General features: G+C 64.5%; 25 protein-coding genes and 1 tRNA gene. 12 read left to right on the top strand and 14 right to left on the bottom strand.

The window, feature by feature from the left end; genetic code table 11:
* Positions 1-6: 6 nt before the first annotated feature.
* Positions 7-1,548 (top strand): SpoVR family protein, encoded by a 1,542-nt coding sequence (locus EN850_RS05040; RefSeq protein WP_127872199.1) that lies wholly within the window; start codon positions 7-9, stop codon positions 1,546-1,548.
* Between the two features lie 95 nt (positions 1,549-1,643).
* On the opposite strand, the gene EN850_RS05035 is transcribed toward EN850_RS05040, so the two are convergent.
* From EN850_RS05035 to EN850_RS05025, 3 genes are read right to left on the bottom strand one after another with little or no spacing between them, the layout of a single operon-like run.
* Positions 1,644-2,534, bottom strand: a complete 891-nt coding sequence (locus tag EN850_RS05035; RefSeq protein ID WP_127276021.1) for an HlyC/CorC family transporter — start codon at positions 2,532-2,534, stop codon at positions 1,644-1,646.
* A gap of 1 nt (position 2,535) precedes the next feature.
* Positions 2,536-3,672 (bottom strand): 3-dehydroquinate synthase, encoded by a 1,137-nt coding sequence (aroB, locus tag EN850_RS05030; protein WP_127872197.1) that lies wholly within the window; start codon positions 3,670-3,672, stop codon positions 2,536-2,538.
* Positions 3,669-4,280 (bottom strand): shikimate kinase, encoded by a 612-nt coding sequence (locus EN850_RS05025; protein ID WP_127872196.1) that lies wholly within the window; start codon positions 4,278-4,280, stop codon positions 3,669-3,671. The genes aroB and EN850_RS05025 overlap by 4 nt, the downstream gene beginning before the upstream one ends.
* Positions 4,281-4,491: 211 nt before the next feature.
* Between EN850_RS05025 and EN850_RS05020 the strand changes: the two genes are divergently transcribed.
* The 5 genes from EN850_RS05020 to EN850_RS05000 all read left to right on the top strand — a co-directional run bounded on the left by EN850_RS05020 (position 4,492) and on the right by EN850_RS05000 (position 8,449).
* On the top strand, positions 4,492-4,644 hold the full coding sequence (locus tag EN850_RS05020; RefSeq protein WP_127280197.1) for a histidine kinase: 153 nt from the start codon (positions 4,492-4,494) through the stop codon (positions 4,642-4,644).
* A 33-nt stretch (positions 4,645-4,677) separates the two neighbouring features.
* The gene (locus tag EN850_RS05015) at positions 4,678-5,595 is read left to right on the top strand and encodes a site-specific tyrosine recombinase XerD (RefSeq protein ID WP_136090755.1); all 918 of its coding nucleotides are present in this window, start codon (positions 4,678-4,680) and stop codon (positions 5,593-5,595) included.
* 98 nt (positions 5,596-5,693) lie between these two features.
* On the top strand, positions 5,694-6,644 hold the full coding sequence (locus EN850_RS05010) for an acetyl-CoA carboxylase carboxyltransferase subunit alpha (RefSeq protein WP_127872194.1): 951 nt from the start codon (positions 5,694-5,696) through the stop codon (positions 6,642-6,644).
* A gap of 237 nt (positions 6,645-6,881) precedes the next feature.
* Positions 6,882-8,210 carry a murein L,D-transpeptidase family protein gene (locus EN850_RS05005; RefSeq protein WP_136090754.1) on the top strand — a complete coding sequence of 443 codons (1,329 nt, stop codon included), beginning with the start codon at positions 6,882-6,884 and terminating at the stop codon, positions 8,208-8,210.
* Positions 8,211-8,215: 5 nt separating this feature from the next.
* The gene (locus EN850_RS05000; RefSeq protein ID WP_167531493.1) at positions 8,216-8,449 is read left to right on the top strand and encodes a sulfurtransferase TusA family protein; all 234 of its coding nucleotides are present in this window, start codon (positions 8,216-8,218) and stop codon (positions 8,447-8,449) included.
* A 9-nt stretch (positions 8,450-8,458) separates the two neighbouring features.
* Here the strand turns inward: EN850_RS05000 and EN850_RS04995 are convergent, their stop codons facing one another.
* Positions 8,459-9,565 (bottom strand): GTP-binding protein, encoded by a 1,107-nt coding sequence (locus tag EN850_RS04995; protein ID WP_136090753.1) that lies wholly within the window; start codon positions 9,563-9,565, stop codon positions 8,459-8,461.
* 4 nt (positions 9,566-9,569) lie between these two features.
* Entirely contained in the window at positions 9,570-10,736 is a 1,167-nt protein-coding gene (locus EN850_RS04990) for a D-alanyl-D-alanine carboxypeptidase family protein (protein ID WP_127279581.1), read from the bottom strand.
* Between the two features lie 215 nt (positions 10,737-10,951).
* Between EN850_RS04990 and EN850_RS04985 the strand changes: the two genes are divergently transcribed.
* Both EN850_RS04985 and EN850_RS04980 read left to right on the top strand, forming a co-directional pair.
* Complete coding sequence (locus EN850_RS04985) at positions 10,952-12,115, top strand: M20 aminoacylase family protein (RefSeq protein WP_127872191.1); 1,164 nt, start codon at positions 10,952-10,954, stop codon at positions 12,113-12,115.
* Between the two features lie 80 nt (positions 12,116-12,195).
* Positions 12,196-12,272, top strand: a tRNA-Arg gene (locus EN850_RS04980).
* 83 nt (positions 12,273-12,355) lie between these two features.
* On the opposite strand, the gene EN850_RS04975 is transcribed toward EN850_RS04980, so the two are convergent.
* From EN850_RS04975 to EN850_RS04940, 8 genes are all read right to left on the bottom strand, one after another.
* Positions 12,356-12,826 (bottom strand): hypothetical protein, encoded by a 471-nt coding sequence (locus EN850_RS04975; RefSeq protein WP_245511775.1) that lies wholly within the window; start codon positions 12,824-12,826, stop codon positions 12,356-12,358.
* Between the two features lie 198 nt (positions 12,827-13,024).
* The gene (locus EN850_RS04970) at positions 13,025-13,378 is read right to left on the bottom strand and encodes a cupin domain-containing protein (protein WP_136090752.1); all 354 of its coding nucleotides are present in this window, start codon (positions 13,376-13,378) and stop codon (positions 13,025-13,027) included.
* A gap of 133 nt (positions 13,379-13,511) precedes the next feature.
* Positions 13,512-14,405, bottom strand: coding sequence for a sugar phosphate isomerase/epimerase (locus tag EN850_RS04965; protein ID WP_136090751.1), 894 nt, complete (start codon positions 14,403-14,405; stop codon positions 13,512-13,514).
* A 71-nt stretch (positions 14,406-14,476) separates the two neighbouring features.
* Positions 14,477-15,415 (bottom strand): ABC transporter substrate-binding protein, encoded by a 939-nt coding sequence (locus EN850_RS04960; RefSeq protein ID WP_127872188.1) that lies wholly within the window; start codon positions 15,413-15,415, stop codon positions 14,477-14,479.
* 79 nt (positions 15,416-15,494) lie between these two features.
* Complete coding sequence (locus EN850_RS04955) at positions 15,495-16,493, bottom strand: ribose ABC transporter permease (protein WP_127279100.1); 999 nt, start codon at positions 16,491-16,493, stop codon at positions 15,495-15,497.
* Complete coding sequence (locus EN850_RS04950; protein ID WP_136090750.1) at positions 16,490-18,034, bottom strand: sugar ABC transporter ATP-binding protein; 1,545 nt, start codon at positions 18,032-18,034, stop codon at positions 16,490-16,492. Before EN850_RS04950 ends, EN850_RS04955 begins: the two co-directional genes overlap by 4 nt.
* Complete coding sequence (locus EN850_RS04945) at positions 18,031-19,410, bottom strand: FGGY-family carbohydrate kinase (protein ID WP_136090749.1); 1,380 nt, start codon at positions 19,408-19,410, stop codon at positions 18,031-18,033. Before EN850_RS04945 ends, EN850_RS04950 begins: the two co-directional genes overlap by 4 nt.
* Positions 19,407-20,189 (bottom strand): DeoR/GlpR family DNA-binding transcription regulator, encoded by a 783-nt coding sequence (locus EN850_RS04940; RefSeq protein WP_127279097.1) that lies wholly within the window; start codon positions 20,187-20,189, stop codon positions 19,407-19,409. The genes EN850_RS04945 and EN850_RS04940 overlap by 4 nt, the downstream gene beginning before the upstream one ends.
* Before the next feature lie 180 nt (positions 20,190-20,369).
* Between EN850_RS04940 and EN850_RS04935 the strand changes: the two genes are divergently transcribed.
* From EN850_RS04935 to EN850_RS04925, 3 genes are read left to right on the top strand one after another with little or no spacing between them, the layout of a single operon-like run.
* Positions 20,370-21,410 carry a class II aldolase/adducin family protein gene (locus EN850_RS04935; protein WP_127279096.1) on the top strand — a complete coding sequence of 347 codons (1,041 nt, stop codon included), beginning with the start codon at positions 20,370-20,372 and terminating at the stop codon, positions 21,408-21,410.
* Between the two features lie 11 nt (positions 21,411-21,421).
* The gene (locus tag EN850_RS04930; RefSeq protein WP_136090748.1) at positions 21,422-22,696 is read left to right on the top strand and encodes an FGGY-family carbohydrate kinase; all 1,275 of its coding nucleotides are present in this window, start codon (positions 21,422-21,424) and stop codon (positions 22,694-22,696) included.
* Positions 22,693-23,544 carry a TIGR01459 family HAD-type hydrolase gene (locus EN850_RS04925; protein ID WP_127279795.1) on the top strand — a complete coding sequence of 284 codons (852 nt, stop codon included), beginning with the start codon at positions 22,693-22,695 and terminating at the stop codon, positions 23,542-23,544. Before EN850_RS04930 ends, EN850_RS04925 begins: the two co-directional genes overlap by 4 nt.
* Here the strand turns inward: EN850_RS04925 and EN850_RS04920 are convergent.
* A complete protein-coding gene (locus tag EN850_RS04920) occupies positions 23,531-24,481 on the bottom strand; it encodes a sugar-binding transcriptional regulator (RefSeq protein ID WP_245464457.1) in 951 nt (316 codons plus the stop codon). The genes EN850_RS04925 and EN850_RS04920 overlap by 14 nt on opposite strands.
* A 245-nt stretch (positions 24,482-24,726) precedes the next feature.
* Here EN850_RS04920 and EN850_RS04915 point away from each other — a divergent pair, with 245 nt between their 5' ends.
* A complete protein-coding gene (locus EN850_RS04915) occupies positions 24,727-25,527 on the top strand; it encodes a hypothetical protein (protein ID WP_127279794.1) in 801 nt (266 codons plus the stop codon).
* Positions 25,528-25,540: the final 13 nt, after the last annotated feature.

The raw sequence follows: 25,540 nt of genomic DNA, 5'->3' as shown, positions 1-25,540 counted from the left end.
GAGCTGATGACCACACAAGCCGCTAATTCCGAACTGCTTTTTTCCGGATCCGACTGGGATTTTACGAAATTGTCGCGGGTCTATGATGCGATCGAGGCGATCGCTGTCGAAGAGCTCCATCTCGATATCTATCCCGTGCAGATGGAGATCATCTCCTCCCAGCAGATGCTCGACGCCTACTCGTCAGTCGGTATGCCGCTGATGTACCGACATTGGTCTTTCGGCAAACACTTCCTCCACCAGGATCTGCTCTATCGCAAAGGCGGGCGCGGACTTGCCTATGAACTGGTCATCAATTCCAATCCCTGCATCGTCTATCTGATGGAGGAGAACACCATGGCCCTGCAGGCCTTGGTGACGGCTCACGCCGCGCTCGGGCACAACCATTTCTTCAAGAATAACCATCTGTTCAAGCAGTGGACGGACGCTGGAGCGATCCTCGGCTACCTGGACTTCGCCAAGAGCTACATTGTCCGTTGCGAGGAGCGGCACGGCCTCGCTGCCGTCGAGGCCGTTCTCGATTCCGCCCACGCGCTGATGGAACAGGGTGTATTCCGCTATCAGCGGCCGCCGAAGCTGTCGTCGGAACGACTGCGCGAAGGGCTTCGCGAGCGTCTCGAATACGAAGAGCGCTCCTACAATGATTTGTGGCGCACGCTGCCGCCTTCGCAGCAAAGGGCCGACGTCAAGGTCCAGGACCCGGAGTGGAAGAAGTCGCTCAACCTGCCCGAAGAAAACCTCCTTTATTTCCTGGAAAAGAACAGTCTGGTCCTGGAGCCCTGGCAGCGCGAGATCATCAGGATCGTTCGCGTCATAGCGCAATATTTTTATCCGCAACGGCAAACACAGGTGATGAACGAGGGCTGCGCCACCTTCGTGCACTACACCGTGATGAACACGCTGTTCGACCGCGGCCGGATCAGCGAGGGCGCCATGCTCGAAATCCTGCGCAATCATTCCAACGTGGTCTTCCAGCCGGCGTTCGATGATCCGCGTTTTTCGGGCATCAATCCATACGCTCTCGGCCTCGACATGATGCAGGACATCAGGCGCATTTCGACCAAGCCGACGGCCGAGGATCGAGACTGGTTTCCCGACATCGCCGGCCACGGCAACTGGCGCGAGGTCCTCCTCGACGCCTGGGCAGACCACCGCGACGAGTCCTTTATCCGCCAGTACCTCAGCCCGGCCTTGATCCGGAAATGGCGGTTTTTTGTGCTCGGCGACGCTGCCGACCAGCCACATTGTGAGGTCGCCTCGATCCACAACGAGCGCGGCTATGAAAAGATACGCGCCGCGCTCGCTCACAACTACGACGTCGGCGCGAACCGACCGGACATCCAGGTGGTGGATGTCGATCTGCTCGGCGATCGGCATTTGCGACTGCAGCACAAGGTGAAACAGGGCATCCTTCTTGAGGACACCAGCCGCGACGCCACGCTTCGTCACATCCGGAGGCTTTGGGGCTATGAGGTCAGCCTGGCCGCCGTCGACGCTGAGACGGGCCTGACGGTCAATGAACGGTCGACGAGCCAGATCGCGGAATGAGGCTTGGTTGTTGCACCGATGCCGTGGCTCAGGCCCGGCGCATATCGATCAAAAAGTGCGCAGCGGCCTTGGGGCAACTAGCATAAAGACAGGCTTCAGGCGTCGCCGGCCGGCCGGATCCTGACCCTGGCAATGCGGTTCTTGTCGCGCTTCATCACGACGAAGCGCTTGCCGTGGAACGTAAAAGCCTGCTTCTCCTCGGGGATCGATTGCGCCTCGTGGATGACGAGGCCGGCAATGGTGGTCGCCTCCTCGTCGGGCAGGTTCCAGTCGAGCGCCCGGTTGAGGTCGCGGATCGGCACCGTGCCATCGACCACGATGGAGCCGTCTGCCTCCTGCTTGACGCCCTGGATGTCGACATCGTGCTCGTCAGCGATCTCGCCGACGATCTCCTCGATGATGTCCTCCAGCGTCACCAGCCCCTCGACCTCGCCATATTCGTCGACGACGACGGCGAAATGCGCCTTGCGGCGCAGGAAGGCGTTGAGCTGTTCCTGCAAGGTCGTGGTGTCGGGCACGAACCAGGGTTTTGAGGCGATCTTCATCACGTCGATTTGCGAGAAATCGTTGCCGACTTCGTTCAGCGCGCGCAGCAGATCCTTGGCGTGCAGCACGCCGACGATGTTGTCGAGCGAGCCTTTCCAGAGCGGCATGCGGGTGTGCGGGCTCTGCAGGATCTCGCGCACCACTGCCTCCGGCGCATTGTCGGCGTTGACCGAGCGCATATTCGTGCGGTGGACCATGACGTCGGAAACTTCGAGCTCTTCGAGGTCGAACAGGCCGCCGATGCGGTCGCGGTCCTCGCGCACCACCTGCCCGTCACGGCGGAAATCGTCGACCGCGCCGCGCAATTCGTCCTGGCTCGAGCGCTGCGGCTCGATGCGCGACAGTTCATAGCCGAACATTGCGAGGAGACGCTTGCGCACGGCAACGACCAGCAGGACGATGATGGCAAGGACGGCGACGACGATCCAGCCATTGTCCATCTCAGCCGGCTTTCCGGCTGGCTGGATGGCTTTCCCTGAGGAACGACAGCACTTCCGAGGCCGGTACATCCTTGGCGATGAAGGCCTGGCCGATGCCGCGCGTCAGAATGAAGGTCAGCGCGCCGCGCGACACCTTCTTGTCCTGCGTGATGAATGAAAGCAGGGTATCCGCATCGGGCAAATGGCCCGGGATATCGGCCATCCGCCACGGCAGCCCGACGGCACGCAGATGCGCCTCGACGCGGGCCGCATCGTCGGGGCTGGCGAGATTGAGCCGCGACGAGAACCGGTGCGCCAGCGCCATGCCGATGGCGACCCCCTCGCCATGGACAAGCCGAGCGCCGTCATACTGCGTGGCGGCTTCGAGCGCGTGTCCGAAGGTGTGGCCGAGATTGAGCAGGGCGCGGTCGCCCGTTTCGAACTCGTCCCGGGCAACGACGTCGGCCTTGGCGCGGCAGGCCTCGGCAATGGCCTCGGCCCGCTCCGGTCCGCCGGCGAACACCTTTTCCCAGTTCGCTTCCAGCCAGGCGAAGAATTCCGGCCGGTCGATCAGCCCGTATTTGGCGAGCTCGGCATAGCCGGCGCGAAATTCCCGGATCGGCAGCGTGTCGAGCACTTCGGTGTCGGCCAGCACCAGCCTGGGCTGGAGGAAGACGCCGACGAGGTTCTTGCCGCGCGGGCTGTTGATGCCGGTCTTGCCGCCGACCGAGGAATCGACCTGCGCCAGCAGCGAGGTCGGAACCTGGACGAAATTCATGCCGCGCCGCACGATGCCTGCGGCAAAACCGGTGAGATCGCCGATGACGCCGCCGCCAAGCGCGATGACGACGTCGCCGCGCTCCAGCCTGGCGGCCAGGACGCCATCGACCACCTCTTCGAGATGGGCAAAGCTCTTGGTCTTCTCGCCGGGCGGCATCGTGATGACGGTGGGCTGGATGCCACCCTTCTCGAGCCCGGCCTTCAGCGTATCGAGATGCGCCGCGGCGACGTTCTCGTCGGTTACGACGGCGGCGCGTGTGCCCGGCAGCCGGCGCGAAATCTCAGCACCGGCGCGCGACAGCAGGCCGGCGCCGATCAATATGTCGTAGGCCCGGTCACCGAGACCGACTTCGACGATGACAGGCTGATCCGCGCTCATGATTCGACCTCGCCCGTCGCTTCTATCGTATCGATGCCGAAATGCCGGCACAGCGCCTCAAGCACCTCGGCGGCGATGATCTCCTTGCGGTCGTCGCGGGTCGGCACGGTGACGTCGGAGGTGGCATAGACCGGATAGCGTTCCTCCATCAGCCGCTCCAGCACGGCGCGCGGATCGGCGCTTTTCAAAAGTGGCCGGTTCTGCTTCTTGGAAACGCGGTCCATCAAAAGGTCGAGCTCGGCCTTCAGCCACACCGAGACGCCGTGGGCGGCGATGGCCTCGCGCGTCTGCGCGTTCATGAAGGCGCCGCCGCCGGTCGACAGAACCTGAGGGCCGTTTTCAAGCACGCGCAGGATGACACGCTGCTCCAGGGCCCTGAACTCGGTTTCGCCATAGCGCTCGAACAGCTCCGGAACGGTCATCCGCGACACGCTCTCGATCTCCTGGTCGCTGTCGATGAAGGGCAGCGAAAGCATCGTCGACACCTTGCGGCCGATCGCCGTCTTGCCGGCGCCCATCAGGCCGACAAAGACAATGGACCGGCCGCCCAGCCTGCCAAGCAGCGCGGCATGGGTCTCGCCTGGAGGATTTGCCTGTAGCGCGTTCATCAGCTGTTTCTTGGGCCCTCTTTGCCGGCGTATCGACATGAAAAGCCGGTTTGCGTCAAGCGTGCCGAGTGCCGTGGGCTCGATATGGACAGAGGGACGCTCGCATCAGAAGTTGCCAACACGCCCCCGCTTCCTCCTTGAATTGGTCGGATTGGCGTCCCATAAGGGCACAGGGTTTGGAAACGCAGAACAAAAAGACGGGCGAGAATTGATGCCGACACTGTTTCGCTTTGTCGTGACCCTCGCGATTCTGGCCGGCATTGCCTATGGTACGATGTTCGCGCTGGTGATGTTCGTCGAGCCGAAAAGAGCGGAAATGAGCGTGCGTATTCCGCCCGAAAAGCTCAATCCCAAGAAAAACTGAACAGCAAAACTGTCTCGGAACCGCCTCAAGGAAATGAACAGCGCCGCCCGTATCGAGGCCTTCCTGGAAATGATGAGCGCCGAGCGGGGAGCGGCCGAGAACACGCTTTCCTCCTATCGCCGCGATCTGGAGGATGCTTCCGACGGGATCGACGGCGGACTTGCCCGCGCAGGTGCCGCCGACATCCGCGCCTATCTCGACGACATCGCCGGGCGCGGCTTCGCGCCGACGTCGCAGGCGCGCAAACTGTCGGCAATCCGCCAGTTCTTCAAGTTCCTTTATGCCGAAGGCCTGCGCGCCGACGACCCGACCGGCACGCTGGACAGCCCTAAGAAGGGTCGGCCACTGCCCAAGACGATGAGCGAGGCCGAAACCGGCCGGCTGATCGACCGCGCCGCGCACGAAGCCGGCGATGCCGGGCTCGGTCATGCCGACAGGTTGGCGGCCTTGCGCCTGCATGCGCTGGTCGAAGTGCTCTACGCCACGGGTCTGCGCGTTTCCGAGCTGGTCGGCCTGCCGGTGACGGTGGCGCAGCGCGACGACCGTTTCTTCATGGTGCGCGGCAAGGGCGACAAGGAACGCCTGGTGCCGCTGTCGGCCAAGGCGCGCTCGGCGATGCGGAGCTGGCTTGACGCCCGGGCCAAGGTGCCTGCCTTCGGCGACAGCCCGTTCCTGTTTCCGGCGGCATCGGACAGCGGCTATCTCTCGCGCCAGGTCTTTGCCCGTGACCTGAAAGGGCTGGCAGCAAGGGCCGGCATCGCCTCGGCGAAAATATCGCCGCATGTGCTGCGCCATGCTTTCGCCAGCCATCTCCTGCAGAACGGCGCCGATCTCAGGGCCGTGCAGCAACTGCTTGGCCACGCCGACATATCGACGACACAGATTTACACCCACGTGCTTGAGGAGCGGCTGGTGCGGCTGGTCAACGATCATCATCCGCTTGCCGACTAGGCCTCATATCGCTATGTGAGGACGACATTTCACCGCCCGGAGCCTTGGTTTCAACGGTTCCGCAGTCCTTGCCTTCCGACGCATCGGTCCGCTCAAGCATGTACAATTACCTCGATTTCGAAAAGCCGGTGCAGGATCTTGAGCTCAAGATCCTCGAGCTCAAGAAGCTTGCCGAGAACGGCGAGGCGGTCGATGTCGCCGACGAGATCACCAGGCTCGAGAAGCGTTCGCGCGACGCGCTGCGCGAACTCTACAAGGCACTGACGCCATGGCAGAAGGTTCAGGTGGCGCGCCATTCCGACAGGCCGCACTGCGTCGACTACATCAAGGGTCTGTTCAGCGACTTCACGCCGCTCGCCGGCGACCGCAATTTCGGCGAGGACCAGGCGATCGTCGGCGGCTTTGCCCGTTTCCGCGGCGAACCTGTCGCCATCCTCGGCCAGGAAAAGGGCTCGGACACGGCGAGCCGGCTGAAGCACAATTTCGGCTCGGTGCGTCCTGAAGGGTATCGCAAGGCGGTGCGGCTGATGGAACTTGCCGACCGCTTCAAGATTCCACTGCTGACGCTGGTCGACACGGCCGGCGCCTATCCCGGCGTCGGCGCCGAGGAGCGCGGCCAGGCCGAAGCCATCGCCCGCTCGACCTCGGCCTGCCTTGGCCTGAAAGTGCCGTCGATCTCGGTCGTCATCGGCGAAGGCGGTTCGGGCGGCGCCATCGCGATCGCCACCGCCAACCGCGTCTACATGCTCGAACACGCCATCTATTCGGTGATTTCGCCCGAGGGTGCCGCCTCCATCCTGTGGCGCGACACGACGCGCTCCAAGGACGCGGCGACCAACATGAAGATCACCGCGCAGGATCTTCTCGAACTGAAGATCATCGACGCCATCATCCCCGAGCCGATGGGCGGCGCCCAGCGCGCGCCCGAAACGGTGATAGCCGCGACCGGCGACCTCATCGCCAAGACGATGAAGGAATTCGCCGGCGCCAACACCGATTTCCGTGAACAGCGCCGCGAGAAATACCTGGCGATGGGCCGCAGCCTCTGACCGTCTGACGGCACAATGGGACCATCGAAGCCCCGTGCCCACGGCAATGTGGCGGCAATGAGCGCTTTCGCCACAAAAATGCCGCCGGATTCGGTTCAATGAAATTACCGTGAGGGGTTTGTCGAAGCTTGCGGTAAGGAATTTTCAAGGTTAACGGGCTTACGGTCCGTCGGTGTTCAGCATACGGGTCCAGCCGCTTTGAGGCCATGGACCGAGGAAAAAGACATAGCCGTATCCATGTTTGCCAAGTTTGCCCGCACCGGAGTCCTCATTGCCTCGATAGTCGTTGCCGGCTGCAATGATTCGTCGATGAAGGATTTTGCCCCGGAAGCCAACAAGCCGCTGCCCGACAAGATCCTGGCCGACATGAAGGCCAAGGGCATGATCCGCACCTCCTCGGTGATGGCCCGTATCTTCAAGGAAGAAGGCAAGCTCGAAATCTGGAAAGCCAAGACCAATGGCCGCTACGACATGGTGGCGAGCTACGATATCTGCAAATGGTCGGGCAAGCTCGGGCCGAAATACACCGAGGGCGACCGCCAGGCGCCGGAAGGTTTCTATACGGTTCGGCCATCGCAGATGAACCCGCGCTCGAACTACCATCTGTCCTTCAACATCGGCTTCCCCAACGCCTATGACCGCGCCAATGGCCGCACCGGCCAGAACCTGATGGTGCATGGCGCCTGCTCGTCGTCGGGCTGCTATTCGATGACCGACGCACAGATCGAGCAGATCTATGCCTTCGGCCGCGACGCCTTTCAGGGTGGCCAGACCGAGTTCCAGATCCAGGCTTTTCCGTTCCGCATGACCGCGGCCAACATGGCGCGCTACCGCAACGACCCGAACTATGAGTTCTGGAAGATGCTGAAGGTCGGCTACGACAATTTCGAAGTCACCAAGGTGCCGCCGAAGGTCGACGTCTGCGAGAAGCGCTACGTCTTCAACCAGGTTGCCGCCGACGGCCAGACCTTCGACCCGACCGGCGCGTGCCCGGCGACCACACAACCGGATTCCTTGAAGAGCGCCTACAACGCCTATCAGAGCACTTACGATGCAGCGTTCAACGGCGCGCTCAAGGCCAGCGTGCCGCCGCCGAAGCCAACCATCGCCGGCATCAAGGAAGCCAGCATCGTCTCCGACTGGTCCAAGCGCCGGGCCCGTGGCGAACGCGTGCCGATCGACCCGCCATCGCTCAACACCGACGGTTCGGTGACCGAGACGGCGCGCATGGGCCGCATCGATTCGCCCGCCGGCCGCAAGATGGCGGCGCTCGACGCAGAAAAAGCGGCCAAGAAGAAGGCCGAGGAGCAGAGGCTGGCAGCCATCGAGGCCGCCAAACAGGCCAAGGAAGCCGCCAAGGCGCAGGCGTTGGCAGAAAAGGAAGCCGCCAAGGCGCAAGCCGTGGCTGCAAAGGAAGCGGCCAAGGCCGCCAAGGAAGCTCCCGTCGCCACTGCGACCATTGCTGCTCCGACGGAAGCCCAGCCGGCCGAAACGCAGGCCGCCAGCGCGGACGTGAGCCGGGTGACGAAGCTGAAGAACAAGCTGCTCGGCATGTTCGGCGGCTGATCGCCGTGGCCAGCGACACCGTCTATGATCTGAAGGGGCTGAATTGCCCTCTGCCCGTTCTGAAGGCGAAGAAGCGGCTGGCCGGCATGCAGCCGGGCAGCCGGCTCTGGCTGGAAACCACCGACCCGCTGGCCGTCATCGACATCCCCGCCTTCTGCTCGGATGCCGGCCACCAGCTGATCGAAACAGCGTCGGTTTCAGGCGGCCATCGCTTTCTGGTCGAGCGCGGCGAGCAATAATCGAAAGATTTACAGTCCGGCGATCGCCAACGGGTTGTTTTCCAGCGCCGCGCGGTCGGGCGTATCGACCGACGGCCGGTTGGTGAAGGCGGCGAACAGCCGGCGCACATAGTCTTCCGGCATGTCGAGCGTGATCAGCACCAGCCGCGTGCCGCGCTGGCTGTCCGGCCAGAACGGCAATCGCACCGGCGGATGCAGGATCTTCTGCACGCCATGCACGACCAAGGGCCGCGACGAATCCTCCTGCAATTCGATGACGCCCTTCATGCGCAGCAGGTGATCGCCATGCGTGGAACGCAGGAGATCGAGAAACATCTCGATGGCTGAAAACGGGACCGGCCCGTCATGCACCAGCGAATGGGTTTTTACGCGCTGATCGTGGCGATGGGCATGGTCATGCTCGTGATCATCATGGCCATGATGGTCATCATGGTCGTGATGCGCAGCCTCTTCGCCAAGCCAGCGCCGCACATCGGCGGACTTGGTCGCCGGGTTGTAGAGGCCGCAGTCGAACAGCGCCGCCACGCCGGTCTTCGTCTCCCCGACATCGAGCAGTTGAGCCCCGGGATTGATCTGGCGCAAGCGCGCCCGCAGCGTTTCGAGATCGCCGGGATCAGCGACCAGATCGGCCTTGGAGAGCACGATACGGTCGGCCACCGCAACCTGCTTGACCGCCTCGACATGGGCATCGAGTGTCGCATCGCCGTTGACCGCATCGACCAGGGTGATGACGCCGTCGAGCCGAAAGGCCTGGACCAGCGCCGGATGGCCCATGATCGACTGCAGCACCGGCGCCGGGTCGGCCAGTCCCGTGGTCTCGACGATGACGCGGGCAAGCCGGGCAATACGGCCGGTCTGCAGCCGGTCGACCAGGTCGGCCAGCGTGTCGACAAGTTCGCCGCGCACCGTGCAGCACAGGCAGCCGTCGGAAAGCTGGATGATGCCGTCGGAGGCCTGCTCGACCAGCAGGTGGTCGATCGCCACCTCGCCATACTCGTTGATGATGACCGCGGTGTCGGCCAAGGCCGGATCCTTCAGGAGCCGGTTGAGCAATGTCGTCTTGCCGGCGCCGAGAAAGCCGGTCAGCACCGAGACGGGTATCGGGAAACCGCTCATCGGGTTAATTCGCGGCTTTGGTCGGCTGGTCGCCTTGCGCGGCGGCACCCACGACTTTCGGACCGGTGCCGGCCGGTACGGGTTTGTCGGGCCGCCAAGGCGGAATCGGCACGTCGGCATATTCCTGCGCGCCCTCGTCGAGGATCGCTTTCGGCGCCGGACCGGTGGCGCCGCCGAGGCCGACGGCAACCAGTGTCGGCACATGGTCGAGCTTCTCCCGATAGGGCGATTTCGGCACGTCCTTGGCGGCGACGGCTGGCGGCGCCTCGGACTGCTCCGCCTTCGTCTTCTTCTTGCAGACCTCGTCATGCATGTCGTTGGGCGAGATCAGATCGCCGTAGGGCGCCAGCGTGGTGACGGTGGTCGACCCGGCGGCAGGCGCGTCAAAGCCTTGATCGAGCAGTTTGGCCGCGGTTTCGGCACGGCTGATCGCCGACTTCTCGCCAAGCACCACCGCCACCAGCGTACGCCCGTTGCGGGTCGCCGAACCGATCATGTTGAAGCCGGACGGGCAGACAAAGCCGGTCTTCATGCCGTCGGCGCCGGGATAGCGGCCGATCAGGAGATTGTAGTTGGAAATGGCCTTCTTGCCGACCGCGAGCCCCTCGATCGAGAACCACGGCGCATATTGCGGAAACTCGCGGCGGATCGCCATCACCAGGATCGAGAGATCGCGCGCCGTCGTATACTGGTCGGGCGAGTAAAGCCCGTTCGGGTTGACGAAATGGGTGCCGTTCATGCCGAGCCGGGCCGCCTCGGCGTTCATCCTTTCGGCAAAGGCTGCCTGCGAGCCGCCGACATTCTCGCCGACCGCCATGGCGATGTCATTGGCCGATTTGACCAGCATCATCTTCAGCGCATTGTCGAGCCGCATCACCGAGCCGGGCTTGAAACCCATCTTGCTCGGCGGTTCGCCGGCGGAATGTTTGGTCACCTTGATCGGCGAATCGAGCTGGACTTCCCCGGCCGCGATCGCCCTGAAGGTCACATAGGCGGTCATCAGCTTGCTGAGCGAGGCTGGATACCAGCGCTTGAACGCATCCTGATGCTGCAGGATCTGGCCGCTCTTGAGGTCGAAGACCACCACCGGATTGGCCAGCGCCGGCCCAGCCAGGACCGACAGCATGATTGCGCCAGCCGGGAATAGTTTGAGGAAATGCCTGTGCCGCATGATCGAATCCGAAATCGCCTCTTGCCCTGATTGCCCCTGGCTCCGTAAGATTTCGTTACGTGACCGCCAGCATAAGGATCCGACCCTCAAAAACCGGACCGCATTATTGCGGTGCTATTTACCCTATGTGACGCCAACATGGCAAAGCGCCTGACAATCACAATTCCAAAACATCGGGCTGAAGCCGGCTGCACCAACAACGAAATGGAACCATCATGCCAATCCTGAACCGCGCCGCCGAAATGCAGGACGAAGTCGCTGGCTGGCGACAGCATCTGCACCAGACGCCAGAACTGAACTTCGATGTCTTCAAGACGGCGGCCTTCGTCACCGAAAAGCTGAAAGAGTTTGGCTGCGACGATGTGGTGACCGGCCTCGGCAAGACGGGCGTCGTCGGCATCATCCGCGGCCGTCAGGGGGAAGGCCCCACAATCGGGTTGCGCGCCGACATGGACGCCCTGCCGCTCAAGGAGATCACCGGCAAGCCCTACGCGTCGACCGTTCCGGGCAAGATGCATGCCTGCGGCCATGACGGCCACACCGCGATGCTGCTCGGCGCGGCGAAATATCTCGCCGAGACGCGCAATTTCACGGGCTCCGTGGCGGTCATCTTCCAGCCGGCGGAAGAAGGCGGTGGCGGCGGCAACGAGATGGTCAAGGACGGCATGATGGAGCGCTTCGATATCGCCAAAGTGTTCGGCATGCACAATATGCCCGGCCTGCCGGTCGGCCAGTTCGCCATCCGTCCAGGCCCGATCATGGCGGCGACCGCCGAATTCACCATCACCGTGAAAGGCCGGGGCGGCCATGCGGCGATGCCGCACGGCACGATCGACCCGATCGTCATCACCAGCCAGCTGGTCGGCGCCTTGCAGACGATCGCCTCGCGCAGCACCGATCCTGTCGAGGCCGTGGTGGTGTCGGTGACCAAGTTCCACGCGGGCGACGCCTACAACATCATCCCGGAATCGGCCGAGATCGCCGGCACGGTGCGCACGCTGAAGAAGGAGGTGGCCAAGAAATCGGAAGAGCGTATCCGCGCGATCTGCGCGGGGCTGGCCACCGCCTATGGCGCGACGATCGAGGTCGACTACGACGCGAATTACCCGGTGACGTTCAACCATGCGGATGAGACGGTGTTCGCCAGCGACGTGGCCGCCGACGTGGCCGGCGATGCCCAGGTGCACCGCGCGATCCAGCCGGTGATGGGCGGCGAGGACTTCTCCTATATGCTGGAAGCCCGGCCCGGAGCCTTCATCTTCATCGGCAATGGCGAGACCGCCGGTCTCCACAACCCGGCCTATGACTTCAACGACGAAGCCATCCCGCACGGCATGAGCTATTGGGTAAAACTGGCGGAGACGGCGCTAGCCGCCTGATGCATGTAAAGCGCCGGCCGAATTGCCTTCGGCCGGCCTCTTGGCGAAACGGTCCGAAGCGGCTATGTGTCGGGCCGCGTGGTCCCGTAGCTCAGTAGGATAGAGCGGCAGATTCCTAATCTGTAGGTCACAGGTTCGATTCCTGTCGGGATCACCAACGAAATCAGAGGGTTGGAATTGATTTTCGCGGTGACCACGTCGCACCGTATTGCAAACAACCCTCATTGATTGTCAACGACTTCAACCAGTTGCGGCAGGTCCGGGCGACAAGAACGCTTCCTGGGACGGTTCCATCGGCTGGCACAGCGCATAGGCCTTCCCCAGCGCTGCTTCGGCATCCCTGTGCGTTTGCCGTTTCATGATCGCCTCGGCCTTGCCGATGACGCAGTCGAAGTAAGTATCATCGTCATCGGCAAGGGTCGTCTGCGTCATCGCCGCGCTGGCCAGCATGGTGATCGCAACGAGCGTAAGCAGGCGCACCGGCAGCCGAACCTCGGGCTGGCGTGCATCCTGGTTTGCCGCTGTTCTTTCCGGGACGGCCGGCCGACAGATCTCCCTGACGATCAGCATGAAGTAGCCGGCTTGCAGCAGGGTTGCGCTGGCGGCGGCCCATGCAAGGGCGACCCATGGCGAACCCGTCCTGAAATAGGCCGCGAGCGCGACGGACGCCGACGTTGCGGTCATTCCGATGAGAAACTGACGAAAATGCATCGTTGCCAACCGTTGGATGGGGACGGCCTTGTGGCCGCCTCGCCACAGCAGCAAATGCCGTGCCAGACGTGCTGGCCCATTACGATGCATCTGGTCATTGAACGAGGGAACAACCCGTCGAAACCAATGCCGCAAACGAAAATCCCGCCATGGCGAACCATGGCGGGATTTTTCATGCGCGAATGCGATCAGGCCGGCTCAGCCGACCCGGACGACGAAATGCTTGGTCACCGGCTCGATGATCTTCCAGGTGCCCTTGAAATCGGCTTCCACTACGAAGGCGTCGCCGGGGCCCACTTCGATCGGCGTGCCCCCGTCGGGCGTGATAATGATGCGGCCGGCGATCATGTGCACGAACTCATAATCGGTGTAGGTCGCATGATAGGTGCCGGGCGACGCCCGCCATGTGCCCGATATCACCTTGCCATCCGCGGTCGTGTGCTGGACGGCGGTCTGCATGGTCGGCTGGCCCTCGACCGCGATCCAGCCAGGCAGATCGTCGGCTTCCGCGTGCTCGACCGCGCCGAATTTGAGAATGGTCTTGTTCGTCATGCCGGGCTCCGTTTGCTTCATATGTTCGAGGTCGGATAGCCGATGCACATGACGGGAGCAATGCCGCGCCATGCGAAACAGGCGCGGCCGCGCATCCGGGCATGCCTCCCGTTGCCGTGCCGACCTTGAGTCGCTACGGTTTATGCGGCGCCGAGACGAGTTCAGCCTTGCGTTGCGCCGTCTCCAGTCCGAGGCCGATGAAGGCGCGCGCGTGTTTGGCGAGCGCCATATTGTCGGTCCACAGATTGCGCCAGATTGCGGTCTTCTTCGACAGGTTCTCGTCGACGATCTCCGAGGAGAAGGATTCGAAGCTGAGATCGTCGGCGTAGCCGATTGCGGTCAGCGCATCGAAAATCGCCGCGAAGTCGATATTGCCGGTGCCGAGGAAGCCACGATGGCTTTCGCCGATATGGACATAGCCGATCTTGGCTGCCGCGTGACGGATGGCGAGCCCGAGATCGGCCTCCTCGACGTTCATATGGAAGGTGTCGAGATGCAGGAAGATGTTGTCCGACCCGGTGTCCTTGATGAACGCCAGGCCCTGCGCGGCAGTGTTGAGCAGATTGCTTTCGAAGCGGTTGACGATTTCCAGGTTGAGCGTGATGCCGGCCGCCTTCGCCGTCTCGGCAACCTTGGCCAGCGCCGCGGCGCTGCGGTTCCATTGATCGCGTGTCGGCGCCTCGACCTGCAGGCCATGGCTGGTCGACAGAATGCCGGCGACCTTGCTGCCGCCAAGGTCGCGCGTCAACGCGACGGTCTGGTTGAGGATCTCGACGCCGCGCGCGGCGATCGCCTTGTCGGCGCTCGATATGTCGCCATCACCAGGCAACCCGATGCTGATCGCCACGCCGAGGCCGAGATCGGCGATGCGTTTGGCAAGGCCGCCAATATCGACATCGGCGGGGTCGAGATAGGAGAATTCTATCAGGTCGAAACCGGCCTCCTTGGTATTGGCCAGCGTGCGTTCGAGTTCGTGCTGCGCCGAGCCTGCCGACCAGACGAAAGAATGGATTCCGATGCGCGACATGATCGTCTCCGGCATTGAGGTGGGACAATGGATGCGGCCGGATCGCGCCGGCCGCACCAGCCTTGGGAGGCTTAGCGGGCCGCGGTCCAGCCCTTGTAGTCCTTCAGGTTCTCGGCCGTGATCAGCTTCGGGTCGAGCAGCACGGTGGCCTCCGCCGGCTTCTTGCCGGCCAGCAGATCGGCCGCCATGGTCAGCGACTGGCCGGCCATCACATAGGGATCCTGTGAGGCCGAAGCCTTGATCATCGATTTGCCGGAAGAAAGTTCCTTCTCGATATCCGGCGCGCCGTCGACCGCGGTGAAGATGAACTCCGAACGATTGAGCTGCTTGGCGGCGAGCTCGGCGCCGATCGCCGTCGGATCGTTGATGGCGAACACCGCGTCGATCTTGTCGAAACGGGTCAGCAGCGACTGGAACACTTTCAGGCCGCCGTCGCGCGAACCTTCGGCGTTCTGGTCGTCGGACAGGATCTTGATGTCGGGATGCTGGGCAAGCACGTTCTTGCAGCCCTTCACACGTTCCAGGATCGACGACGACGCCGGTCCATTGAGGATGACGTAGTCGCCCTTGCCGCCCGTGTGGTCTACCAGGTACTGGCAGGCTTCCTCGCCGGCCTTGACGTTGTTGGTCATCACGGTGACATCGGCGCCCGGCGCCGAAACGTCGAAGGCGGCGACGATGATGCCGGCGGCCTGCGCCTTCTTCACAGCCGGTGCGATCGCCTTGGCATCGACCGCGTTGAGCATGATCACGTCGACGCCGGCGGCGATGAAGGAATCGACCTGCGAGACCTGCTTGTTGAGGTCGTAGTCGGCCGATACCGATGTCACCTCGACCTTCGGATTGATCTTCTTGGCCGCATCCTCGATGCCCTTGATGGTGGCGACGAAGAACGGGTTGCCGAGCAGGCCGACCGAGATACCGACCTTGTTGAGGTCCTTGGCCGATGCCGGCGCGATGGCGACGGCCGCGAAAGCGGCGCCGCAGAGCAGTCTGGTGATGATCTTCATTACGCTTACTTCCTCCGATGCACCGCGCCTCTCACGGTGCGTTGCACGAGCCGGTCGTTGATGCCGGCGACCAGGTCACTCACGTTCTTGCCCCTGCCTGGAGCCGGTAGCGGTCGAGGGCGACCGCCACGATGATGACCAATCCCTTGATGATGTATTGCCAGATGTCCGAGACACCGGCCAAGATGAGCCCGTTGGAGAGCACCGCGATGATCAGCCCGCCGATCAGCGTGCCCCAGATCGAGCCGACGCCGCCGACGAAACTGGTGCCGCCGAGGATGACGGCGGCGATGGCGTCGAGTTCATAGCTTTGTCCGAGCTGCAGGCCGTTGGCGGCGTAGAGCCGGGCCGCCGACATGGCGCCGCCAAGGCCGGCGAGCAGCCCGGAAACGCCATAGACGAAGAGCAGCACCAGAGGCACCTTGATGCCGGTCAGCCGCGCAGCCTCGGCGTTGCCGCCGACGGCGTAGATCCAGGTGCCGAGCACGGTGCGTTTGAGCACCAGCCAGGACAGCACCACCACCGACAGCGCGATGATGACCAGCCAGGGGATACCGAGCACCGAACCGTTGCCGATGAAGTCGAACGGCAGGTCGGAGTTGAACACCGTCGTGTCCTGCCCGAGCAGGCGGGCAACGCCGCGCACGGCGGTCAGCGAACCGAGCGTCACGATGAACGGCGGCAGCCTGATATAGGCGACCAGCAACCCGTTGATGAGCCCGAAGCCAAGGCCGACCAGGATGGCCGCCGGCACGCCGAGCAGGCCCCAGTCCGGCACCAGCGACACCAGCACCGCCACCATCGCGGAGGCGGCAAGGATGGAGCCGACCGACAGGTCGATGCCGCCGGTCAGGATGACGAAGGTCATGCCGGCGGCAAGCACGATGTTGATCGACGATTGCTGCGTGACGATCAGCAGGTTGGTGCCGGTCAGAAAGCGCGGATTGATGAACTGGAAGCCAGCGGCCAGCAGCACCAGCACCGGCAGCATGCCAAGGGCCGCAAGCGCGGTGCGCAGCCGCCGACTCCTGACCGCCGCCTGATCCACACTCTTCGTCCCGGTCGTCCTGTCTGTCATCGCTGAGACGCTCCCGTCGCAAGTTCCATGATCGCTTCCTGACGAAGCGGCTCGCCTTCCGATGCCGTCACCTCGCCAGCGATCGCGCCATCGCGCATCACCAGCACGCGGTCGGCGACGCCGATCACCTCGGGCAATTCGCTGGAGATCATCAGGATGGCGATGCCCTTGTTGGCGAGGTTGTCGATCAGCCGGTAGATTTCCGACTTGGCGCCGACATCGACGCCGCGGGTCGGCTCGTCGAGGATGACCACCTTCGGCTCGGTCTCCAGCAGGCGCGCGAGCAGCACCTTCTGCTGGTTGCCGCCCGACAGCGAGCCGGCGTTGGCCTGTGCCGAGCCGGTGCGGATGGAGAGGTCCGCAATGGCCTTCGCCGCTCTCCTGTCGGCGGCGGCGAAATCGCGAAATCCGCCGGCTCGTGCGTCCTTGGCCAGCACGCCCATGCTGATGTTGTCCGAAATCGACATGTCGAGGAACAGGCCGAGTTCCTTGCGGTCTTCGGTGAGGTAGGCGATGCCGGCATCGAGCGCCTCGCGCGGCGAGCCGATGGTCACGGCCTTGCCGTCGAGTTCCATCGTGCCGGCGCTGCGCTTGTCGGCGCCGAAGATCAGCCTGGCAAGCTCCGTGCGGCCCGAGCCGACGAGGCCGGCCAGTGCCAGCACCTCGCCGTGGTGGAGGTCGAACGAACAGTTCTTCAGCAAGTGCGCGTCGGACATGCCGCGCACCGAGAGCGCCACGGCGCGTTTCTCGTCCGGCGGGCGATGATCCTTCTTGTAGAAGGCGGAGAGATCGCGGCCGACCATCATCGACACCAGGCGCGAGGCGTTGAGGTCGGCGCGCTCCAGCGTACCGACATAGCCGCTGTCGCGCAGCACGCTGACGCGGTCGGCGAGTTGGTAGACCTCTTCCATGCGATGGCTGATGTAGATGATGGCGATGCCTTGCGCCTTCAGCGTCGCGATCACCTCGAACAGCCGGTCGGTCTCGCGCGAGGTCAGCGACGTGGTCGGCTCGTCCATGACGATGATGCGCGCATTGGTCGACAGCGCCCGGGCGATCTCGACCAGCTGGCGCTCGCCGAGCGACAGGCTGGAAACCAGGGCACGCGCCGAGAAGGAGACGCCGAGCCGGTCGACGATCTCGGCGGCGCGCCGGTTGCACTGGTCCCGGTCGACGACGCCGAAGCGCCGCGGCTCGTTGCCGAGGAAGATGTTCTGCGCCACCGTCAGGTTCGGCGCCAGCGACAGCTCCTGGTAGATCACCGCGATGCCGGCCGCGCGAGCCTTGATCGGATCGCCGGTCGCGGCGGGCGCGCCATCGATCAGGATCTCGCCGCCGGGGTCCGGCCGATAGGCGCCCGACAGCACCTTCATCAGCGTCGACTTGCCGGCGCCGTTCTCGCCCATCAGCGCGTGCAATTCGCCGGCGTGGACGCTGAGCGAGACGTCCTGCAGGGCGCGGATCGCGCCGAAGGTCTTCGAGATGTGGCGCATCTCCAGCACCGGCTGGCGTGTCGTCTGCATTTGGACTGCCGCGCTCATCGCGCACCACCCGCTGCCTTGGCGGCGGCACCGTGCCCGGCAAAGCGGTCGCGCCAGGCCTCGCGATAGCCGGCAAGACCGCCGAATTGCGTCGCCCGCACCGGCTCCGGCGGCTCGGCGGCGAAGTCGCGTCCCAGGCTCTCGAAGGCGAGCGCCGCGGCACCGGTGGCGCTGCCTTCCAACGAGGCGCCTTGCAGGAAGGTCTGGCCCGGACGCAGCTGCGCCAGCAGCCCGGCAAGCAGGCCGCCAGTGTTCAGCCCGCCATCGACGATCACCGTGTTTTCGGAATGGATGAGATCGAGGCAAAGGTCGACCATCAGCGCAACGTAGAGCAACGCCACCGCCGCGCGTTGCGCGGCGCTGGGCGTACCGCCGATGATTTCGCCGCTACGGTCCGATATCGGTCCACCCGGCGCGAAACTCGGCAGTGCCATGAGACCGGCGTCGAGCGCCTGCTGTATCGAGCCTAGCGGGATCGCGCCTTGCCAGCCGCCGCTGATGACGGCGAACTCGCGCCCGCCCATGAATCGTATTGTCGGCACCGGGCCACCGTCGACGTCGACATTGACCAGCATGTCGCGCTCGCTGTCGAGTGCCTCGAGCGGACAGTCCGGATTGAGCACGACGACCCAGGTGCCGGTCGAGACGACGGTCAGCGGTCCAAGCCCTTGCCGGCGATAGGCGTACAGCGCCGCATTGGAGTCGTGGACGCCATTGTGGATGGCGATCGATCGCTCGGTATTGCCGAAGCGCTGCTCGCCGATGACGGCGCCGGCACGTTCGAAAGCCGGCATCTGGCCGCGCCAGCCCTCGGCGTCGACCAGCGAGGAGAAATCACGTTCGCGCGGCGCCCATAAATGCGAATGGCAGCCGAGATAGGAGACTTCCGAGACCGGCCTGCCGCCGAGGCGCCAACTCCAGTACTGGGGATAGCCCAGAATTGATGTCGCGTTCGAAAACGCATCGGGATCGACCTGCTGCAGCCACAGCATGTGGCGGCCATAGTTGAAGCCGAGCGGCAGGCGCGGTGAGAAGGTTTCGGCGAAATCCGGGATGCGGTGGTCGATCCGCACCGCGATTTCGGCCGGCGGCTCCTGCTCGTAGTCGAGGATCGGATGGGTCAGCGCCTTGCCGTCGACAAGGGCGAAGGTGCAACCATGGCCCGATACCATCACCCCTTCCACACCATGGTTTTCGACCGCGTCGGTGACGGCGCCGAACGCCCAGTCATGGAGTGCTGCCTCGTCGAGTACGCTGAAGCCGCCTTGTTGCACCCATTTCGGCTGCGTCCGCCGTTCGTCCAGAATGCGCCCGTCCTGGCCGAAGACGAACAGCTTCGAGTTGGTCTTGCCGAAGTCGAGCACCGCCACGTTCACGCGAGGGCTCCCGAGGTCGAAGCGATCCGCACCATGACGCCGGCGTCCTCCAGCATGCGCGCGTCGGCATCGGAGAGCCCGTCATCGGTCACCAGCGTGCCGATGCGCGACAGCGGCAGCGCGACATTGCGCGCGTGAATCGACAGTTTGCGGCTGTCGGCCAGCACCACGATCTGATCGGCGCAGAGGCTGAGATCGACGATGGAGCGCACCAGCAGCGGATGCGATTCCAGCAGCCCTTCCTGGTTGAGGCCTTGCGTCCCGAGAAAGAATTTCGAGGCATAGAAGGGCGTCGCCTGGGTCGGTGAATGGATGATGCCGGGCTCGCGGTGCAGGTCACCGCCGGCGACGGTCAGGCTGCAATGGCCATGGTCGCTGAGATAGGCCGCGAGCGGCATCGAATTGGTGTAGAGCCGGATGTTGCGGTCGGCGAGCTTGACGCCGAGATGGAAACAGGTCGAGCCGCCATGGACGATGACCGCATCGCCATCGCGCACCATGGTCGCGGCGGCGGCTGCGATCTGCCGCTTGGCCTCGACGGCAAGGTCACGGTTCTCGTCATAGGGCCGGGCATAGGCGACGCCCGCATGCGAAGCCCCGTCGAGTGCAGAAATGCCGCCATAGACCTTGCGGGCTTCACCGGCCTCGTCGATCCGGTCGATATCGCGCCGGACCGTCGCCGCCGAGACCCCGAGCCGCTCCTGCAGCTCGCGCACGGAGGCGAACGGGCGGTCCCGCAGCAGTTCGACGATCTGACGCTGGCGGCCGAAGTCGCTCAACCCTTCCTCCCTGACGCCATCTCCCACGGCAATTGGTGCAACTTAATCAACACTAGCCGGATTGCAAGCTTGTTTTGATGATAGTAGATCACTGTTGACGCAGATCGCTCATATCTGCGATATCAGCGCCAGCAGCGACCCGGTGACGGGATCGCATGCAAACGTTGGAGGAAAGGCGCCGTGGCAACCCAAGCTGATGCACAGGAACTGGCCGCCTTGCGGGCGCTTTCGGCCAGCATCGGGCTGAACCCGCACATGACGCAGGCGGCGGGCGGCAACACCTCGCTGAAGGCCGGCGACACGCTGTGGATCAAGGCCTCGGGCACCTGGCTGAAGGATGCGCTCAGCGCCGACATCATGGTGCCGGTGGCGATGGCACCGCTGCTCGAGGCCGTCGAACAGCGCGATCCAACCGCCGACAGGCCACAGGCCTTCGCCATCGAAGACCTCAATCCGCGTGGCCTGCGCCCGTCGATCGAGACCACCGTGCATGCCTTGATGCCGCAACGCGTGGTGCTGCATGTCCATTGCGTCGACACGATTTCGCTTGCCGTGCAAGCAGATGGCGAGGCCGAGGTCGCCAGGCGGCTGGATGGCATCGAATGGGCCTGGGTGCCCTATTTCCGGCCGGGTCTGCCGCTCGCCCGCGGCATTGCCGCGAAATTGCGGCCCGGGGTCGACGTGCTGATCCTTGGCAATCACGGGCTGGTGGTTGCTGCCGAAACCGTCGCCGAGGCGGAGGCTTTGCTGCACCGCGTCCGGTCGCTGCTGGCGCGGCCGGCGCGCGCCACCGCCCCGCCTGATATCGCCGCCTTGACGGCGCTCGCCGGCGACTACCGATTGCCGGCGGATGTCGAAGCGCATGCGGTCGCGCTCGATTCGGAAAGCCTGGATATGGCCGAGGGCGGCAGCCTTTATCCGGACCACGTCATCTTTCTAGGCCAGGGCTCGGTGGTTGCGAGGCCGGGCGAGAACGTGGCCGGCGTCACCGCGCGGCTCGGCGCGGCACCCGTGGCGATCCTGTTTCCCGGCGCCGGCGTGCTGATGCGCGGCGACGCCGGCGCCGGTGCCGACGCCATGCAGCGTTGCCTTGCCGACGTGACCGCGCGCGTCGATGGCAAGGCGCGGCTGAACTATCTCACCGCCGCCGAGAATGACGAACTGGTCAACTGGGACGCCGAGCAGTATCGCCAGAAGCTCAATGCGGCCGGCACGGCCTAGCGAGGGACGACATGACGCCACTTGTCGTCGGCATCGACATCGGCACCTCCGGCGCCCGCGCCGTCGCCATGCGTCAGGATTTTTCCATTGCCGGCCAGTCCGCTGTCCGGCTCGACAAATTCGGCCAGAACCCACGCGACCCCTCGGCATGGTGGCAGGCGGTCCAGGCGGCGCTGACGGAACTGATTTCGGGCGTCGACCGCGCCGCGATCCGCGCCATCGCCATCGACGGCACATCGGGCACCCTGCTGCCGGTCGACGCTGATGGGCGGCCTCTGGCCGAGCCGCTGATGTACAACGACAAGGTCGATGACGGCGACATCCTGGCCGCGATCGCCCGCGCGGCGCCGGAAGCGAGCGCCGCCCACGGGGCGACTTCAGGCCTGGCCAAGGCGCTCCGGTACCAGCATCTGCCCGGCATAGCGGCCGTGCTGCACCAGGCCGACTGGATCGCCGGCAACCTGTCCGGGTGCTTCGACGTCAGCGACGAGAACAATGCGCTCAAGACCGGTTACGACGTCGAGGCGCGCCGCTGGCCGGATTGGATCGCAGCCACCGGCATGCGCATGGATTTGCTCCCTGATGTCGTCGAGCCGGGCGACGTCATCGGCACCCTCACCGCGGCCGCCGCCGCGCTTTTCGGCCTGCCGCGCGATGTGGTCGTGGTTGCCGGCACCACGGACGGCTGTGCCTCGTTCCTGGCGACAGGCGCCACGGCGGCGGGCGACGGCGTCACCGCGCTGGGGTCCTCGCTGACCATCAAGATCCTGTCCGACCGGCCGATCTCGGCGCCGCGCTTTGGCATCTACAGCCATCGTCTTGGCGACACCTGGCTGGCAGGCGGCGCCTCGAACTCCGGCGGCAAGGTGCTGGCGCAGCATTTTCCGCTCGCGCGGATCATCAAACTCAGCGCGATGATCGACCCCACGACCGAGACCGGCCTCGACTACTATCCGCTTGGGACGGCGGGCGAGCGGTTCCCGATCGCCGATCCGGCCTTGCCGCCGCGTCTCACCCCACGGCCTGCTGACGATGCAGATTACCTCAAGGCGATGTTCGAGGGCATGGCGGCCATCGAAGCGCTTGGCTACGGCAGGCTGGCCGAACTCGGCGCGCCGGCCCTGACCTCCATTCGCAGCGTCGGCGGCGGCGCCGCCAACCCGGTATGGAGCGCGATCCGGCAGCGCAAGCTCGGCGTCGCGTTCCTGCCGGCATTGTCGGACGAGGCCGCCGCCGGTACGGCACGGCTGGCGCTGAAAGGCGCCAGCGAGGCAGGGCTTCTATGAATATGAAAAAGGTCGAACGTCTCGACGGCATCGGGCCGCTGGCGCAACGCTATCAGGTCTTCCTGCTCGACCAGTTCGGCGTGCTGCATGACGGCCAAGCTCCGTATCCCGGTGCGGCGGAGGCATTGTCCACGCTGAAGCGCGCCGGCAAGACCGTGGTGCTGATCTCCAATTCCGGCAAGCGCGCCCGGCCCAACGAGGATCGCCTGCTGAAGCTCGGCTTCGAGGCCGGCAGTTGGGACCATTTTGTGTCTTCCGGCGAGGTAGCGTGGCGACGTTTCCATGACATGGCGGCGGCAGGAGTGTTGCGGTCCGGCACGAAATGCCTGTTGATCAGCCGCGACGGCGACCGCAGCGCGATCGAAGGCCTGCCCTTCGCGCTGACAGAGGCCGGCGAGGACGCCGAGCTGGTGCTGATCTCGGCCAGTGAGGGGGACCGCCACGACCTCGACCATTATCGCCGGCTGCTGGGCCCGGCAGCGGCGCGGCAAGTGCCGTGCTTCTGTACCAATCCCGATAGGATCATGCTGACGGCGGTCGGACCCCGCTTCGGCGCCGGCGAGATCGCCGATCTCTACGAGAACCTGGGCGGCGGCGTCACCCGCATCGGCAAGCCCTATCCGGCGATCTTCGATGCCGCACTTGCACTGGCCGGCGAGCCGGACCGCCACAGGGTGGTCTGCGTCGGCGACAGCGTCGAACACGATATTGCAGGCGGCAATGGTGTCGGCATCGCCACCGCGTTGGTATTGGGTGGGATCCTGGCCGGCGCGCCTGACCTCGCCGCTGTTTTCGGCGAGCACAAGGCCTGGCCGGACTACATCACGGGATCGTTCAGCTTTCGCTGACCGCATTCAGCATACGCCTTGCGCTTTCCTCGTCGGTGATCAGGATTGTCGGCGCAATCAGATTCATGGCGCCGAGCAGCGCGTCGGTCTTCTCCGCGCCGCCGGAGGTCAGAATGCGGATCGGCGCCTTGCGCAGCCGGTCGACATCCACCGACATCACATGGTTGTTGACGGGATGGTCGACCAGATCGCCATTGCGGTCGTAGAAATGGAACAGAAGGTCGCCGACGGCGCCGCGCGCCAGCAGCGCCTCGCGGTCCGCTTCCCTGAGGAAGCCGCCGCGCGAGAAGGTGGTGGCCGAAGCGATGCCGCCGACACTCAGCAGAACGGCATCGAGCGCGTCGGCCATCTCAAAAACCTCCTGCAGGCCGCAGCGCTCGACCAGCGCGATCTTGGTCTCGACGCTGTCGACGACGGCCGGCGTCGGCATCAGATAGCCATCGCCCTGGAAAATCTGGGCGAAGCGCCACGCGAACTCGGCCGGGTTGACCCGGCGCGCGACGCCGACGCCACCAAGCAGCGAAATCACCTTGAAATCGGTCAGCGATTTGGCGCTGATGAACGGCAAGGTGTGGAACAGCGTATTGCCCCAGCCGACGCCGACCTGCATGCCGGATTTCATCGCGTCGGACAGGAACATGCCGGTCTTGGCGGCGATCGCCGGGATCGGATCGGCATTGGCCGCGGTCAACGGCGCCACCAGCGCCTGCTGCAGCCCGAAGGTCCTTTCGAGCGCGCGCTCCAGCCGCACGATCTCCAGAAGCTCGCTCTCGATGGTGATCTTGACCTCGTTGCGCGACCGCGCCTCCGCCAGCATGCGCACGATGGTGACGCGGCCGACGCCAAGCACATCGGCGATCTCGTTCTGCGTCATCTGCTCGACGAAATACATCCAGGCGGCGCGGATCCTGAGGCGGTCCGTTCGGCTCTCGCTGATGACCGGCTCGGTCGCTTCGGCTCCTGCCCGCCTTTCGGTGGCCCCCCTTTCCTCGGCCCCCTTTTCCTCGATTTGTCGTCCCCTGGCCAAATCATCCCTCCCCCGCGGCGGCGGACGCGCGCCGTCGCCGATGCTGCGTGCTGGTCTAGTATCGCCTATTGATCTACCAATCGATAGGACCAATGTAGAGTCGGTGGCCGCCCTACTGCAGCTGGCCCCGCACGGCACATTCGAGGCAAACCGCGATGCTCCGACAAATCTCCGAAGACGTCCGCGTCAACCTCAAGGACCGGCTGCGGGAAGTCCGCGACATCATCCGCCAGAGCCGTCATGACGGCAGCGGCGACGCCAGCGCCCTGCGCGAAGCCACCAGCCATCTTCCGCCGTTTCCGGGCAAAGGCATCGAAGGCCTGCTCAGCCATGCCGCGAGCGCCGTCGACGAAGCGCTGTCGATCGCCGAATCCTTCGTCCCGCATGAACGCCCGATAAGCGTCGATGGAACGACCGTCAAAGGTCTCGGCACCTATTTTCCGGCCGGGGACGAAGACCAGCAATTGAACGCCGAGCGCCTGTTCCGGCGCGACATGTACTATCTGAGCAAGGCCGTGCTTGCCGGGCTGAAGATCGAGAATGCCCGTATCCATGAAGCCGGTTTTGCCGCCGTCCACGCGGCCATGCGCAAGCGCCATGGCGATCTGTTGGCCGCGCTGGCCGCGCCGGGTGCCGGACTGCAGGCAATCGCGGCCACCTGCGCGGGGCTTTTGATCGAATTGCTCAACCAGCGCCCGGTCCGCTTTGGCGAAGCCGCGCCGGAATCGAATGCTGCTGGCGGCCGGGCGCTCGATATAAGCTGCCTGGCGCCGGTCGTCCTGGCTTGCGGCCTGGCGACAACCGGCCGCGACGGCGCGCCGGAGCCAGACATGCTGGAGATCGCGATGCTGGCCGCCGATATACGTCATGAGCGCATTGTCCAGGCCTGCGCCAAGGCGAGCCCGGTCGATGAATTGACCCCTGTCTTCGCCACCTTGCTTGCGCACCTGCCGTAAGGCCTCCCAGCGC

It is taken from the genome of Mesorhizobium sp. M8A.F.Ca.ET.207.01.1.1, from assembly GCF_004794715.1.
In the GTDB taxonomy this organism is placed as follows: domain Bacteria; phylum Pseudomonadota; class Alphaproteobacteria; order Rhizobiales; family Rhizobiaceae; genus Mesorhizobium.
This window is presented reverse-complemented; position numbering and strand designations above follow the sequence as displayed.